This is a genomic window from Paenibacillus sp. GP183 (assembly GCF_900104695.1).
GTDB lineage: Bacteria > Bacillota > Bacilli > Paenibacillales > NBRC-103111 > Paenibacillus_AI.
This window is the reverse complement of sequence record NZ_FNSW01000001.1, coordinates 4204066-4219835: the sequence shown is the minus strand read 5'-3', so window position 1 is coordinate 4219835 and position 15770 is coordinate 4204066. Positions and strand designations below refer to the sequence as shown.

14 protein-coding genes are annotated in these 15770 nt (G+C 45.5%); 1 reads left to right on the top strand and 13 read right to left on the bottom strand.

Annotation, left to right across the window (positions count from 1 at the left end):
• Positions 1-62: 62 nt before the first annotated feature.
• The 7 genes from BLV33_RS20775 to BLV33_RS20745 all read right to left on the bottom strand — a co-directional run bounded on the left by BLV33_RS20775 (position 63) and on the right by BLV33_RS20745 (position 7892).
• Positions 63-752, bottom strand: a complete 690-nt coding sequence (locus BLV33_RS20775) for a response regulator transcription factor (RefSeq protein WP_090796204.1) — start codon at positions 750-752, stop codon at positions 63-65.
• A complete protein-coding gene (locus BLV33_RS20770) occupies positions 749-2272 on the bottom strand; it encodes a sensor histidine kinase (protein WP_090796198.1) in 1524 nt (507 codons plus the stop codon). Before BLV33_RS20770 ends, BLV33_RS20775 begins: the two co-directional genes overlap by 4 nt.
• A 2-nt stretch (positions 2273-2274) precedes the next feature.
• Positions 2275-3063: an ABC transporter permease gene (locus BLV33_RS20765; RefSeq protein ID WP_090796195.1), complete on the bottom strand. Its 789-nt coding sequence runs from the start codon at positions 3061-3063 to the stop codon at positions 2275-2277.
• Positions 3023-3763, bottom strand: a complete 741-nt coding sequence (locus BLV33_RS20760; protein WP_090796192.1) for an ABC transporter ATP-binding protein — start codon at positions 3761-3763, stop codon at positions 3023-3025. The genes BLV33_RS20765 and BLV33_RS20760 overlap by 41 nt, the downstream gene beginning before the upstream one ends.
• A gap of 111 nt (positions 3764-3874) precedes the next feature.
• Positions 3875-4777 carry a hypothetical protein gene (locus tag BLV33_RS20755; RefSeq protein WP_090796188.1) on the bottom strand — a complete coding sequence of 301 codons (903 nt, stop codon included), beginning with the start codon at positions 4775-4777 and terminating at the stop codon, positions 3875-3877.
• 152 nt (positions 4778-4929) lie between these two features.
• Positions 4930-5568: a response regulator transcription factor gene (locus tag BLV33_RS20750; protein ID WP_171909231.1), complete on the bottom strand. Its 639-nt coding sequence runs from the start codon at positions 5566-5568 to the stop codon at positions 4930-4932.
• Positions 5565-7892, bottom strand: coding sequence for a sensor histidine kinase (locus BLV33_RS20745; protein ID WP_090796184.1), 2328 nt, complete (start codon positions 7890-7892; stop codon positions 5565-5567). The genes BLV33_RS20750 and BLV33_RS20745 overlap by 4 nt, the downstream gene beginning before the upstream one ends.
• Positions 7893-7966: 74 nt before the next feature.
• Here BLV33_RS20745 and BLV33_RS29455 point away from each other — a divergent pair, with 74 nt between their 5' ends.
• Positions 7967-8131: a hypothetical protein gene (locus BLV33_RS29455; RefSeq protein WP_171909230.1), complete on the top strand. Its 165-nt coding sequence runs from the start codon at positions 7967-7969 to the stop codon at positions 8129-8131.
• Positions 8132-8240: 109 nt separating this feature from the next.
• Here the strand turns inward: BLV33_RS29455 and helD are convergent, their stop codons facing one another.
• The 6 genes from helD to BLV33_RS20720 form a co-directional block, all read right to left on the bottom strand.
• Positions 8241-10514 carry an RNA polymerase recycling motor HelD gene (gene helD / locus BLV33_RS20740; protein WP_090796181.1) on the bottom strand — a complete coding sequence of 758 codons (2274 nt, stop codon included), beginning with the start codon at positions 10512-10514 and terminating at the stop codon, positions 8241-8243.
• A 179-nt stretch (positions 10515-10693) separates the two neighbouring features.
• Positions 10694-12253: an IS1182 family transposase gene (locus tag BLV33_RS20735; RefSeq protein ID WP_090796177.1), complete on the bottom strand. Its 1560-nt coding sequence runs from the start codon at positions 12251-12253 to the stop codon at positions 10694-10696.
• A gap of 155 nt (positions 12254-12408) precedes the next feature.
• Positions 12409-14394 carry an LTA synthase family protein gene (locus tag BLV33_RS20730; RefSeq protein ID WP_090796175.1) on the bottom strand — a complete coding sequence of 662 codons (1986 nt, stop codon included), beginning with the start codon at positions 14392-14394 and terminating at the stop codon, positions 12409-12411.
• A gap of 284 nt (positions 14395-14678) precedes the next feature.
• Positions 14679-14867 (bottom strand): hypothetical protein, encoded by a 189-nt coding sequence (locus BLV33_RS20725; RefSeq protein ID WP_090796171.1) that lies wholly within the window; start codon positions 14865-14867, stop codon positions 14679-14681.
• Positions 14868-14889: 22 nt separating this feature from the next.
• Complete coding sequence (locus tag BLV33_RS30495; RefSeq protein WP_290439059.1) at positions 14890-15024, bottom strand: hypothetical protein; 135 nt, start codon at positions 15022-15024, stop codon at positions 14890-14892.
• 81 nt (positions 15025-15105) lie between these two features.
• A complete protein-coding gene (locus BLV33_RS20720; protein WP_090796167.1) occupies positions 15106-15654 on the bottom strand; it encodes a dihydrofolate reductase family protein in 549 nt (182 codons plus the stop codon).
• Positions 15655-15770: the final 116 nt, after the last annotated feature.

Below are 15770 nucleotides of genomic sequence, written 5' to 3'. Positions count from 1 at the left end.
ACTTCTCTATCATGCAGTGGATGAGTCTATGAATGCAAAGGCCAAATACTGGCAGGCCCATGTTATATCCTGAACCGGTATCCCGCTCCCCAAATCGTTTCGATATATTGCGGGTTGGATGGATCCTGCTCGATTTTCTCACGCAGCTTGCGGATGTGGACGGTTACGGTAGCGATATCCCCCATTGCATCCATACCCCACAGATGGTCAAACAGCTGGTCCTTGCTGAATACCCGGTTGGGATTCATGGCGAGGTAGGACAACAAGTCGAATTCCTTGTTCGTGAAAATAACCTCCTGCTCGTTTACAAACACGCGGTGCGCCGTCTTATCAATGAACAGCCCGCGGATACGGATCTCATCGTTCTTGGTCTCTCTATGCCCTCTAAGCCTCTCATAACGCGACAAATGCGCCTTCACCCGTGCCACCAGCTCGCTGGGACTAAAGGGCTTAATGATATAATCGTCAGCCCCGAGACCCAGGCCGCGGATTTTATCGATGTCTTCCTTTTTCGCGGAAACCATAAGAATGGGAATGTCTTTTTCGCTGCGGATTTTACGGCATATCTCAAAGCCGTCCACCTTGGGCAGCATGAGGTCGAGAATAACAAGATCATAGTCCGTGTTCATTGCGCGATGCAAGCCCTTATCCCCACTGTTCTCGATATCTACCGTATAACCGCTGATTTCCAGATAGTCCCGCTCCAGCTCGGCAATGCTTAGCTCATCCTCAACGATCAATATCCGGCTCATTCCTCCACCCCCTCTCCAAAGCTCTCAGTCGCCGGATGTCCAGCCGTACCTGGGGTATCCGTCCCCGGCAGCTTGCCGACCAGCGGCAGAGTAATATAAATCGTTGTTCCAACCCCCGCCACACTTGAGGCCCAAATCATGCCGCCGTGCTCCTCCACGATTTGTTTCGCGATGGCCAGCCCCAGTCCGCTCCCGCCGGTAGCGGTATTGCGTGAGGGATCGGCTCGAAAAAACCGGTCGAACACATGAGGCAGCGCCTCAGCGGAAATTCCTTGCCCGTTGTCTTCTATGCTTATGACGGCTTTCCCGTCGATTTTTTGCAATTTGATGCGGATGAAGCTGTCTGCTTTATCTCTATATTTTACCGCATTCCCGATGATATTCAGCAGCACACGCTTCAGCTTTTCACGATCCGCCGTTACGTACAACGTACCCGAGGAAACCTCGGCCTGTTCCAGCCGGATCCCCTTCTTTTCCATGTCAAAATAAAGTTCTTGCGTGCAATCCTGCAAATATTGTCCAATCTCCACCTGCTCGAAATGAAAGGGCACCTTGCCCAAATCAAGCTTGGAGAATAAAAATAATTCATCAATCAGACGGTCCATATCGCCCGTTTTGGTATAGATGGTCTTGACGTAGCGCTCCAGCTTATCCGGAGAATCGGCCACACCGTCCATAATCCCTTCGACATAACCTTTTATGGCGGTCACTGGTGTTTTGAGATCATGGGAAATGTTCGAAATCAACTCTTTGCGATTTTCATCATACTGCAGCTGCAGCTCGATGGAATGCTTCAGCTTTCTGCGCATTTCTTCAAATGCCACGCTGAGTTCGCCGATTTCATCCTTGGAATAAGGCTTGACCTCAAAATCGAGATTGCCCTCTTTAATTTCTTCCGCCGCTCGTTTAAGAGCCCTTAGCGGCCGAATGATACTCCGTGAAACGAAATAGGTAAGCACTCCATTGGTCAGGATAAGAATGAGGAACAGTGAAAAGAACAGCCACTTTGCGTACTGGCCTATATATTTTTGCAGCATATTTGAATCCGTCACGACGAATACACTGGCCTTGCTTTGGTCGGGCAAAAGAAAATCCTTCTGCCTGGTAATTAACAGATCTCCATGAAACTCGGTTTGCCGCTTCTGAACTCCATCGTAGCTTGGAAGGTCGAGGTGTCGAAGTTTCTTCAAATTAGGAGAAATATAGACCAGATCGCTATTTTTACGAACAATCAAGCTCATATTAATCTTGTGCAGCCTGGCATCCAGTTCTTCGGCTTTGGAACGCTGCATGAGCGATTCCGGCTGTTGTGCGGAGAGCAGCGTGATATCGGCAAAAATGGCTGCTTCCTGTTCCATCACATCCTTAATCGGATTGCTGTGGGTGTCACTCAATTGATAGAGAGATTTCACATCACCCAAAAAAGCAACCGCGATTATGGCGACAGCAATGAGTGAGAGCACGATCGGCACGATCAGCATGGCCAGATAGGAGAGAACAAGCCGCACGCGAATGGACATAGTTAAAGCTCCTTTTTATCGAAAAAATAAAACCCGGCGGTGAAACACAATATACTACAGGCCAGCAGAAAGATAAAGACACTAAACACCTTGCCCGATGCCATCTGACTGCCTATCCACATCAAATGCCACTCCGTGTAAGACGTCGGTGAATAGGTCGATACTTGCGGGAAAAAGAAAGCCGCTGCTTTAGCCGCAATGTAGAGCAAGATGCTCGTGGTCAATGCGCCGCTGCTGCTTGAGAAAAACTGGGCCAGCAGCACAGCTATTACACTTAGCGTAATCAGAGGCAGGAACGCAGCGCCATAGGCGATGATCCAGCTTATGAAAGCAGCTCCAAGCTTGCCTGATCCTTGGAGCAGCAGCAGACTGGATAGGATCGAGGCGATAAAAGCCGCAGCCAGGTAGGCAATAATGTAAATGCCCAGCGAGATTTGTTTGGAAGCAAATACCTTGAACCGTGAGATCGGACGGGTCAGCACAATCTTCAGGGTGCGGTCTCCCAATTCACCCGAAAATTGATCGGATGCGCCCATGAACACGAAGAGCGGCAAAAAAATTGCCGTAAACAGCCCCAGCATCGCAATTGGAAAATCTTTGGCCGCTATAGCGCCGATGCCGATGCTGCTTTGAAAATTGGCGATCAAGAGGCCTGCTCCAATAGGAATCAAGATGGTCATGATGAGGAAAAACACAGTTTTTTTCTTATATGCGATTTTCAAGGTTTCATTGCGGATATTGGCAACCAGGCTATGCATGCGCGGCCACCTTCCTTTCTTCCGATACTTCATGGAGAAACAACTCCTCCAAAGTGGCGAAACGCCCTTCCAGTAAGGCGGATGGAACCCCTTCACGGATCAATTTGCCGCCGTAGATGATCCCGATGCGGTTGCACATCAGCTCCATCTCATGGATCAAGTGACTGGAAATCAAGAAGCTGATCTGCTCTTCTTTGGCCAGCTTCAAGATGATCTCGCGAATCTGCACCATACCCTCGATATCCAATCCGTTCGTCGGCTCATCCAGAATCAGCAGCTCCGGCCTGGAAAGGATGGCAGAGGCGAGTCCGAGGCGCTGCTTCATGCCGAGCGAGTACTGGGCCACCTTTTCCTGCTGAAAAGACGTTAGTCCGACAATCTCCAGCACTTCATCAATCCGCTGCTTCTCCACTTCGGGATAAAATCTCGCAGCCAGCTCCAGATTCCTTCTCCCGCTCATATAGGTATAGGCTTCCGCTGTTTCAATCAGCACACCCACCTTGGCCATTGCTTGCTCAAAGTGCGTTGCCACGTCATAGCCGAAGAGCCGCACCTTGCCTTTATTTGCTCTGGCGAGTCCTGTCATGATCTTCATTACCGTCGTTTTGCCTGCGCCATTCGGGCCAAAAAAACCGTAAATGTCTCCGCGCTCCACGGTCATGTTCACATCATGAATCCCGCGATTGTTGCTGAATACTTTGGTTAAACCTTCTATTTCCACGATCTTCTGCATCCATACGGCCTCCCTTCTCCACTCAAACATGAAGAGGGCGCTTTCGGCCAAACCTGCTCCGAGCGCGCCCTTCGCTTCACTATGTTTGGTTCTGCTCAATACAAATTAACATTAGTTATGCTTGAAGGATCCTTTGTCAAAGGGCTTAACCGTTTGTACGGTTTTACCTGTTAAATCCACAGTATCCGGAGTCGTGGTGTTGAAGCTGGATAAGCCAATGTTCAGTTTGACTATGACTTCGTGCGCTGTTCCTTGTGCATCCTTACCGCTTATCTGCAGTTCGGCCACTTGATTCGTGATATGGTTGTCAGCGTCTACGGTTGCATTCATGGAAACCGAATCCATTTTGATTTCCTGAGTCAGCTTAGGTAAGCTGTCCCTGAGTGTCGATACATTCACGCCAAAAGTCTCGGAAGGATTAGGGGTATGTACTTTACCGGTAGCCCCTTGTTTAACAATAACGGACCCAATTGTGTTCACTACGGTTGGGATCTGACTGCCTGACAGAGTAAAGTGTATGTCCTTCGTACCATTGGATTCATCCATGGCTACATAATTCTTAAGATTTCCGACCAGCGCATCAACGACGTTCTCCATCTCTTGTGTCATAGCAGCGTCATGACCTTCCTGCTTGTCATTACTTTCATGCAATCCATTGGTATCCACGATTTGATAGACATCTGAACCGCTGGTTTTGACAATCCGCTTGCCGCCTTGATTAAAGTACTGGATCGTTTGCGGAGCCGCTGTACCCGTAAGATCAACATTCACACTGCCGGGCTCTTCCGTACCCGCCGACTTCATCGTCGATTTTACATTCAAGATAGCCGCGCCGTTATCTTCCACTGTCACATCAATGTTACGGGTAACATTCTTGATGTCCATTGTGCTTTTCACCGCTGACTTATATGCATTATACCCAGGCGCGTCACCGATTCCCGCATAGGCCGACGTGATCAGCAGCATGCTTCCCACAGCGACACCTATACCTATTAATGATAATTTCTTGTTCATTTTCCGCTTCCTCCTTTTAGTATGGGAAACCGAATTCGTAACCGGATTGGCTCCCTTATGAATCATCTTACCCGCTAAGCATAAACGGTTGATAAAACACTTCTAAACCGCCTATCAAATAATTCTTAAATTTTTATAAACAAACGGGCTAATTATATTCTATTGTAATATTTGCTCTTCACAAACTTCTCAATCGCCTGCACACGGGATTTGACTCCGAATTTATCGTAAATCTTCCGTACATAGTTATCGACAGATCTGCGACTGGCGTGGATGAGCTCGGCGACTTGATCGTGGGTGGCGCCTTTTACAATTTCCGTCATGATTTGAACCTCATCTTTGGTTAAAAAAGCTTCAGTTGGAGCTTTTTCTGAGTTTAAACGCATCTGATGATAGAGCGGAAGAGGGATCATCGTATAATTATCCAGTACACAGTTGACCAAATTTCGAATCGTGTGCTCACTGGCTTCCTTGGAAAGTATTCCGCTTACTCCTATTTCCAGCAGGTTGTTGTAAAGCTCAGAAATATCAATACCCGTGAAAATAACGATATGGATATTCGAATCTACCTCTTTAATCTGCTTAGCCACTTGACTGCCAAAACCGTCGGGAAGATGGTAATCCAAAAAAACAATGCCCGGCTGGTGTTCATAAACAAGCTCGAGTGCCGCCCTGCCGCTGCCTGCGGACCCAATCACTTCAAGTCTGTCTATTTGTTCAAGCATATATCGGGTGGCGTTTGCCATTAAGGGATGATCTTCCACTATTAAAGTTTTGACTTTGTCCATCATGCTGTAAGCCCCTCTCTCATCGGAATGGTGATTTGAATTTTCACACCCGATCCGATAGATGTTTGCAAATCATACTTGCCCTTCAAGTAAACCGTTCGACTTTTGATTTGCTCTATACCAATGCCGGAGGCACCAATCTGTTTTTGCATGAGCCGGCCTTCATCGAACCCCACTCCATTATCTTCATACAGTAAGCTAAATGTATCCTTGGCTGTTACAATTTGAATTTTGACCCGGCTCGCATGTGAATGCTTCTTTGCGTTCGTTATCATTTCTTGAATCATTCGGAATAAGTGGCGCTTCGTATCCAAATCCCGTTTCTCAATCAGATAAGTCCGCTCCGCTTGGAATTGGATATCAAATGAACTCTCATACGACTCTCGCTCCACGAGCCTTTCCACCGTTTGCACAAGGCCGATCTCCTGAAGTAAATGCGGATGAAGATCAAAGCAGCTTTGCCGTAAATTCGTATTAATAATTTCGACAAATTCAATGACACTGCGAAACTGATCTTGCTGCTCCGGGTTCATCTTCAATTTAACCATAATGTCGGCAAAGCGTTTTTTCAGAAAAAAAAGGTCCTGCATGGTCGTGTCATGCAAATCTGTTGCAATCCGCACACGCTCTTTCTCCTGCAGCTCGAACATCAGCTTCCTGAACCAAACGAAATCATCACCCGTTTCTTCATTCGGCACTTGAGCAGCAAGCTCCTGCATCCTCATCGTAAGCTTACGGATCAGATACACATTTTCCAAGCTGACCGCCAAATAGGAGATGATGAGATTCAGCCATTGCCTGTCCTCCAATCCAAGCAACGTATTCGTTCTTTTCTTCGTCATAACCAGGTAGCTCGTATATTCTTCATGATGATTAATTACGAAGCATGTATATGTCGGATGATCATCGAACCAGCCTGATTCCAATAATTCTTCGACTTCTTCCGCGTTAATGTCACCTTCTGTTATGGCTTCGAGATGGTGAGGATATTTAAATACCACTGCTCCTCCATATACCTGAAGGGTTTGTACGATGTCGACCAGAATGATCTCTTTTATTTCCCGGAAGCTGGATATGGAACCGAGATTTTTGGAGATTTTTCTTAAAGCGTTTTGCAGTTTATGTTTTCTGGGAAATACGAAAGGCTCGAATTTGGATGTAAAATATTCAAGCGAATAGAGTACAAAGGAAAACAACAGCAAGACAATCAAGAAGCTGTACACTGTCTCTTTCATGGGCATTGCGCTTTGTAAGATGAGTTTATTAAAAAGAGTTACAATGACGACGCTTGGAATCAGCCCAATAATAATGGTAACCAGAAATCTTCTTAGCAGCACATCAATGTCATACAGTTTCTTGGAAAGTATTAAATAGGTGAACGTAATAGGGAAAACCAGGACAAATGCACCCGTATAATCCGGATTCAGCGATGCGGGTTGATCTAATAACAGAGGTAAAAAGGATAAAAAGGCAAAGGGAAAAAAGGATATAAACAATCCAAACCAAATGGTTTTAATAATGGTTGAGAGATAAGTGCTTTCTTTGCGATATTTAAAATAAATATGAATCAGAAAAGAAAAATTAATGGTGATCCCCATTAAAAAATACAAGATTGTTATTTCTGAACTTAATGCATAAACGTAATTGGCCATACCGGGAGATATGTATGCCAATTTGGATAGCAGCGATATAATTACGAATCCATATAAATATTTAAGCATTTTAGCCGGTAACACGATATTACCTTTCTCTTTAAAAAAAACAATTAAGAAATGCAAAAATATGATCGGAATAGCCATTAAAGCTGAGGTAACAAAAATCTTTCCTATGATATCTCCTCTGCCCGAGGCTCCGAGGCTCATATAAACTAAAGCGACAGATATAAAAACCAAAGCCAACAATCTCGCCGACTGCGACTTAGGCATTTTCAAATAAATCAAAAATGCGAAAAAAACACTGATAATCTCAAATAAACAAGTTTCGAAAGTAATACTTTCCCGTAAAGTAACATGAGGAATGGTAACGATTTTCTCCTCATTATTATGTAAAACTGTAATCGAATTGGCCTGATCAATACTCTTCCATCTTTGAATTGTGGAGTAATTGTCAGCTTTCACTTGATTGACTTCTTTTACAACATCTCCAATTTGCAATTGGTTTAGAAGTTCAGGGCGAGTCTTTTCGAAACCTGCTATTTGCCAATCCCCCGTGCTGCTTTTTTCGACAACAATACCAATATAAGTATAATTGGTATTTATATAGAAATACCACGCCTGCAAACAGATAAAAAGTACCAAAAATACTTGAATTATCACCTTTTTTCTCATTAAAAAATTGCCCCTTAATTAAATAAATGATATATACTTAGACAAGAATCGAGTTTACATTGGGAGGTGACAGTATGAATTCGTTAGTCTGGTCAGCAGATTTAAAATCCGCTTTTCAATCGTTAAGGAATTCTAAAGGCTTGGACGTCTCGAGCAAAGCTTTAAAAGCCGATGAAGCCAAAGCTTTGGCAGAAAACAACAATCAAATTAAACCAGCGATTCAAGTTTACTGGAATTAATAAACCCTTTTCCCTACATAGTAAAGATTGTGCCCCTTCTATCAGAGGGATGCAATCTTTTTTTCTGCATCAAACTAATTTCCCTTTCCCTTCTCCAAAATCCTGCTTGTCATTCTCTCAAAAAGTCTGTCTTCTCCCCTATGTAAAAGAGGCGCAGCTGATGCAATGCCCGTGTGCAAGCGGTGTAAAACAGCTTGCGTTCCTTCTCATCCGCGTAGACAGACTTACTGGCGTTGTAGATGAGCACCGCATCGAACTCCAAGCCCTTCGCCAGGTACGCGGGCAGGATCATCAGACCCGCCGCAAAATGCAGCGTGTCCTTCGTGATCAGCTGCAGCTGCGGCAGCCTGCTGCTGAGGAGCTCATGGGCGCGGCGAGTCTCGCGCTCCGTCTTGCAGAGGATGGCGATGGACATCATGCCCATCGCCGTCCATTCCTGCACAGCCGCCTCTACCCCGAGCGCCAGCTCGCTCTCATGGGCGGCTTGCAGGACGCGCGGCGCATCGCCGCTGCGGTTGAAGGGCTCCACGGGCTCGCCCTCGGGGAGAATTCGCTCGGCGAATTCGATGATCTCGCGCGTGGAGCGATAGCTCTTGACGAGACGGAACGTCTGCGTCTCTTGCTCGGCCATCAGCTCGCTGATCGACGAGTAGCCGCCGGTTTGGCTGGCATGCGTGAAGATGCCCTGGTTCCAATCGCCCAGCAGGGTAAACCGCGCGCGCGGAAACAGCTTCCTCAGATACGCATAGTGGAAGGGCGAATAGTCCTGGGCCTCATCCACAATCACATAACGGATTGTGTTGACGGTCTGCTGGCCTTCGATCAACCCCTTCAAATACACCAGAGGGGTGGCATCCTCGTAGAGTATGTATCCCCGCTCCAATGCGGAGACCGTGAAGCCGCTTATCGCGTCCCAATCGGCTGGCAGCTTCTGGTCAGCAGCTCGAGCCAAATCCGAATGCAGCAGCGTATTTGCAAACAGCTCACGATACAAGCCCAGCACATCTACGAATTCAAGCTTCCGCGCCTTTTCCCGGAGCGGCTCAATAGCTCTCTTCGCTTTTCGCTTGCTCATCCGTTTCATTTCCTGCTCACTGCCAATATAGGTAGGCTCTTTGGCCATCTTGCGGTAAAATCGCTTCTGCACCTCAGCCTCAATGTCATCCAGCCTGCTCAAAATCCACTCGGACAATTGCTCCATCCGGTCTCCCAGGGACATATTGGATTCTTTTTTATAAAACAAATCTCTGAGCTCCGAGCCGTATATGAACACCTTGCTTCCTACTGCAAAATGATGAAAGCGAAGCCCTTCCGTTCGAAGGCGTTCCCCGTACTCCTCAACAACTTGCAAAAAATCGGCAGATGCCTTGTAGTGAATGCCTGACATGCGAGCCGAATCAACGTCATTTTGCTCATCCTCGGCAGCTAAGAGAAACTCAAGCTGATCGTAAGCATCCTCCAGGGTCATTTCCGTACCGCCAAGCCGATAAGTCAAGTAATCCTGAAACGTCGTTTGCTGCATATTTGCCTCGCCCAGTTCAGGCAGGACATGCGACACATAGTCGCTGAACAGTGAATTCGGTGAAAATAAGATCATCTGATCCGCACTCAAGGTTTTCCGGTGTTTATATAAAAGGTAAGCGATTCGCTGCAGGGCAACCGATGTTTTGCCGCTTCCCGCTGCACCCTGCACAATCATCACCTTATGTCTGTCATCGCGAATAATGAGGTTCTGCTCACGTTGTATGGTAGTCACTATGCTGTGCATTTTGTCGTCCGCATTGCGGCTTAACATTTGCTGGAGCATTTCATCTCCAATGGTGATGCCCGTATCAAACATATTCTGAAGCTCTCCCGCTTTGATGATATATTGGCGTTTCAGCGTCAATTCTCCCTCAATGGTCATCTCTGGAGTTGTATAAGAGGCTGGACCTGGAGGAAAGTCATAGAATAGACTGGAGATGGGCGCACGCCAATCATAGATTAATATTTCATCTGTATGCGGGTCCAGAAAGGAAGTAAGTCCAATGTAAATTTTCTCGCTTTCCCTGCCGCCTGTTTCAATAAAATCAATTCTGCTAAAATAAGGCGCATCTACTACCCGTTCCAGTTTACGCAAAGCATCATAGGCCAGCTTATAGCTGCGCTCCTGGGCAGTTAGAACATGGGCCTGCTGTGTTATGCTGGCAGCCGTCTCGATCAAGTCGTCTTCATTTTCCGTATTTACGGAAATATCGTCCCAAAAATTAAGGCGAATCTGGGTAGCGTCGCTTCTGCGTATATCCAAAGTTTCGCCGAGCTGGATGATTCTCTCTCGTATGAGTTCGCTGACCTTCAGCAAACGGATACTTTCAAGCTCCCATTCCTCCGGTTGTATTGGCATAGGATTGGACACCTTCCTTGCTGTTACTTGGCAACAATTTGCCTTCATTCATTGTACACGATTCTTCCGACGATTCATAAAATGAAAGGGGCCGTCCCAAAAGTAGATAAATCTACTTGAGGACAGCCCTCCTTTTCTTTAAATTGGACGTTTTCGAAAAGGACAGCAAGGCAGCAGAGTTATACCTGCCCAGCCATCCTCGTTTTTTTGTAAACTGCTGCTTTCTTGAGCAGATTATGGGCAAGGGAAAGCCACCCGACCTCAAGGCTAACTTTGGGCAAGCCCCTGAGCAGGAATCGTCGAAATCCTCGGTTGTTCTTCAAATCGCCAAACACACTCTCGGGTTCAATCATACGCCTTACGGAAAGCGCGTAGCCTTCTTCGCTCCGCAGCTTCTCTCGTGCTTGGTTTTTCAATCGCAGGTATTCCAAACTTACTTTTACTTCTCGATTACCGGCGGCCTTCGTACATTTTGGTTTAAGCGGACATCCTTCACAGTTTGCGCTTCGGTAATGGCGATGCCGAATCTCAAATCCGCTTTCTGTTTTTTCCTTACTTTCATAACGAAAGGTCAGCTTTTGGCCACCCGCACACGTCCATGTATCTTCTTTTTCATCATAGTTCCAGCTGTCAATTTTACTGATATCATTTTGCCATGCCTTTGTTTTTTCACGGTGGTATGTGCTGTATTTAACAATACCTTTAAGTTGTTCGTTTTCTAAGTAAGTGTAATTCTCTTCGCCACCATATCCGGCATCAGCAATGATGGTGCTAGGCAGCTTTCCGAGCATCGACTTCACTTTTTCTAAATGTGGAATGAGGCATCGTGTATCGGTTGGCCGCTGATGCAAGCTGTAACCGACAATGAATTGATTTTCAGTTCCGATTTGGACATTGTAACCGGGTTTAAGCTGTCCGTTTTGCATATGGTCTTCTTTCATACGCATAAACGTTGCGTCTGGGTCTGTCTTACTGTAACTGTTACGGTTTCCGAGAATTTCTTGATGAGTCTCGTACTTTTGAAGACGAGGTAGATAGTCTTTGCGAAGCGTTCGAATCGCTTTTTTAAGCGGCTTGTCCTTTGGCTTCTCTTTCAATTGATCTTCCAGGCGCTGAATCGCGACCTCAAGCTTTTCGCTTGTGATCTTACTTGCCTCGCCCAATTCGCTAAGATCTGTGCCGCCATGTTCACGATTTTCTTGTTTTTCCGCTTCATCGATGGTGGCGAACAACGTTTTCACTTTTTCCTGAAGCTTAGCTTTATGCTTAACAACGGCTTTTCCCCACACAAAGGTGTAGCGATTCGCATTCGCTTCAATCTTGGTGCCATCGACAAAATAATGTTCGAGTTGAACGTAATTTTCATCAGCAAGAAACTGGAGCACCGCAGTGAAGACAGTCTCCAAGACCTCTTTCATTCGCTCAGAACGAAACCGGTTAATGGTACGAAAATCTGGGCGCTGCCTTCCGGCTATCCACATGAACGTGATGTTTTCGCGTACAGCTTTGGCAATTTGACGTGAGGAGTAGATCCGCTGGGTGTAGGCATAAACAATAACTTTGGTAAGCATTTTGGGATGATAACTATCTCGGCCACCACCAGGGTATGCCGATGCAAAGATCTTGTCGTCTAGCCGATTTACGGCAGTGTTAACGACTCGAACGAGGTGGTTTTCGGGGATGTCGTCCTCTAAATCCATTGGCAGGCAAAGTTGATCCATGGTATATTGAAGGTACAAAGAAATCTCTCCTTTTCGTAAATGGTCGGTGGTACTTCCATTTTACCAAAGAGAGATTTCTTTTTGTTTATTTTTTAAATGAAAAAGGGGGTGCCCCTAGGTCAATTTAGACCTTTTGGGACAGCCCCTTTATCTCAGATGATATCAAAGCCATGTCAGGAAGGAGGATGAGGAGATGCTTTGTTGGCCGCCGCTGCCGCTTCTTTGTTTATATATTCCTCGTTAAAATTAGGCAAGGAACTTTTATTCAGGAAGTCACTGTCGATAAAATCGGCCAGAAATTTCTTGCCGAACATAAGATCATATTGGACATCCCGGTACTGGTCAACCTGCGGCTTCACATCGGCCGGAACGGTTGAAGAGAGATTTTGATTGCTGTCGACATATAGATTGCTCAGCATGCCGGGGAGCTTCTGCGACAATTGGTCGCTTACAGCAAACTGGGCCGGCTTCTCCAGATGCAGAGTATCAAGCACATGTCCGCCAAGGAACGAATTGCTCAGCGTTGGTATGGTTTCCTTGGGCAAATTGAAATTGGACCACATGACAAACGGTACACTGTGGATTTTTTTCAGTTCCTCCAACGACCAATCCGCTGGATTTCCGCTTTTAACGAATCCACTCTGCTGATAAACTTCATAATCGGGTCCAAGCATAGGCAAATGATCCCCATAAAATATCACAACTGTTGGCTCATTGGATTTTTCATAATGGGCAATCAAATCAGCCAGAGCCTTATCCGCATCGTGAGCGCCATGGGTGTAGGTTTCAAGTATGCTTTTGGCATCATCCGTCAAATTGCCAGTTGCTTTTATCGGATTGGACGGATAGCGCGGTGCATCGTAAGGCCCATGATTCTGCATGGTCACCGCATAAATAAACATCGGCTTCGATGTATTATCTACCTCTTGGATTATGCTGCGGGTAACCTCAGCATCCGAGATAAAGAATCCATTCACCTCAGGATTGGTAAAGAGGTCTTTATATTTAAAGCTTTCAAACCCAAACTTTTCATAAACGTTCTTCCGATCCCAGAACCAACCCTCATATGGATGTATCCCCATGCTTTTATAGCCTTGCCCTTCAAAATAACTGGCTAATGTCGGTGTAGGCTTGTTGATATACTGCTGATAAGGAGTTGAACCGCCTGGTAAAAAACTCATGGAATACCCGGTCAACACCTCGAATTCAACATTGCTGGTCCCCCCGCCGAACTGTGGAGAGAGCAGATATCCGGAGGTCGATTCCTTCTGCAAACGATGAACAGTCGGAATCGGGTCTTCGCTGAAAGTCACTCCAGGCAGCAGCGTTGGATCCCAAAATGCTTCATTCATGACGAATATCACATTCGGTTTCTTTCCTTTAAGCGGATCCTCACCGGCTGGCTGTTGAGCCGCTGTTCTCACAATGTCCAGTGCAACGGCTTGAATCGCTGGTTTATCGTAACCCTGAGGTTTGCGAACAACGGCATTTTTGATATTCATGGTAAAAGCTGCTGATAATCCGTTGTCCGTATAATTTTGCTGCTGATCCCAGGATATCTCATTGACATTCAAGCGTATTTCTAAATGATCACCCACCAGTGTTTTAAACGCTATCGAATAAATCATGAACATCGATAGCAGCCCCAGCACAATTCTGCTTTTCCAAGGAAGGGACAACCGCGGCACCACAATTCTCAGCAGGAATAAGCCAAATACGATAGCAGCCAAAATGGCAATCTTGTCTTTTGAATCCGAGCTTGAAATGTATTGAGTAATATCTAGGCTTTCCTTTTTGAGCAGTACGTCCCAGGGGACAAAAGGCTCTCCAATCATTTTCGTCTTAAAATAGCTGATCAGGGATATGGTGAAAAGCAATGATGAAGTGACACCCAATGAGAGGGTGAGTGAACCCACAATACAATAGATGAGTAAGGCTAAACATAAATTGATCGTGTAATTAAAATAAAATAAGGAATGATTGTGCTTCACCCATTCCATAGTCGCTTGAAGGGTGCCCCTTTGTATGTACTCGACTGCAATAACCAGAAGGGCTGGCATGATTAACATCACTATGAGGATCGCGCTGTAGGCACCGAACCTGTTTATTTGCTTCCTGCGGGTTTTATTCTTCTTCAGTAAGGGTAAAGAAAAGCGCATTCCCCCCACACTCCTTTTTCCTGGGCATTTCGAATGACCTGATTATAGATCTCCTTTATGAATGGAAGGTTAATAAAACCTTAACAAAAGATGAATCCCTAAATATTACCACCCGGGGTACGCTAAGAAACATAAATATCTCCAGATTAGTGTCATTATTTGGGTCATTTCCTGAATATAGTTATTATTCATTTTTTTACTATGACTATTCTGCAATATGAAAAAAACCCGCCATTCGATGGATTCATCGAAAAGCGGGTTGTTTGGTTTTGCTTTATTTTTACTTATTCATTGGAATTATATTGTTCTTGATCCTTATTTTTGGGATTAATTGCGGAGCAGCTGCCCGGGTAGCTATTTTTCATCATTTCATCAAGATGCTCACGCATTACGTCATCTCCGGGTATATCGGCAACAAGCTTGGCAGGAGGTTGACGAAATTCAACGTGTCCTTTCGGTTTATCATCAGACATACTCTTCACCTCTGTTCGTATACTACTGGGGATTGTTCTGTTTCGGAATATTATCCATGCTTGGCGGATAGTCTGCCGCCTTCTTCGCCTTGATCGGATCCTGCTCATTCTGTGTAAATTTGTTAGTTCTGAATGCGGGCGGATTTTTCTTTTTCAAGTCTCGTCACCTCCGCATTTATCTTGCGCTTAACAATAAAATATTATGATCACAAAAAAACCGTTTAAATCGTCAAGTAAATTAATCTTTTGCCGGTTGATAGGTTTGAACTATGACGCCTGAACTGAAAGTATTTGTATCTGTCAATTTCAAGACCTTCTTCCCGACCCCGTCTCCGAAGAGACGTTTTCCGCTTCCCAGTACAATTGGATAGATCATGAGCCGATATTCGTCGATGAGGTCAAGTTCCATCAGCGTTTGAGCAAGACTGCAGCTGCCGAAAACCAAAATGTCCTTACCTGGCTGCTGCTTCAATCTGGATACTTCCTCCGCGATATTACCCTTGATTAAACTTGAATTGGTCCAATTAACTTCTTCGAGTGTCGTTGAAACTACATGCTTGGGGTAATTATTCATCCATTCGCCGTATTCCCCGGTTTCCTTGATCATATTTGGCCAAGCCGTTGCAAAGCCCTCGTAGGTTACGCGTCCCAACAACAGAGCGTCACTCGCCTTAAGCTCAGCGAACTTGAACTTATCCTGTTCTTCGCTGTCGAATTGGAACGTCCACATCGGATCCTCCATGACACCATCAAGCGAGACAAACTCCGATACAACTAATTTTCTCATTTAACATTCTCCTTTTGATTTGATTTTTTTAATGTGTTAATTGCTTGATTTGAATATACCATTTAAGGAATATTCCTGTCAAGGTATATTTAAAAATAATTCAACAAAGAAACCCG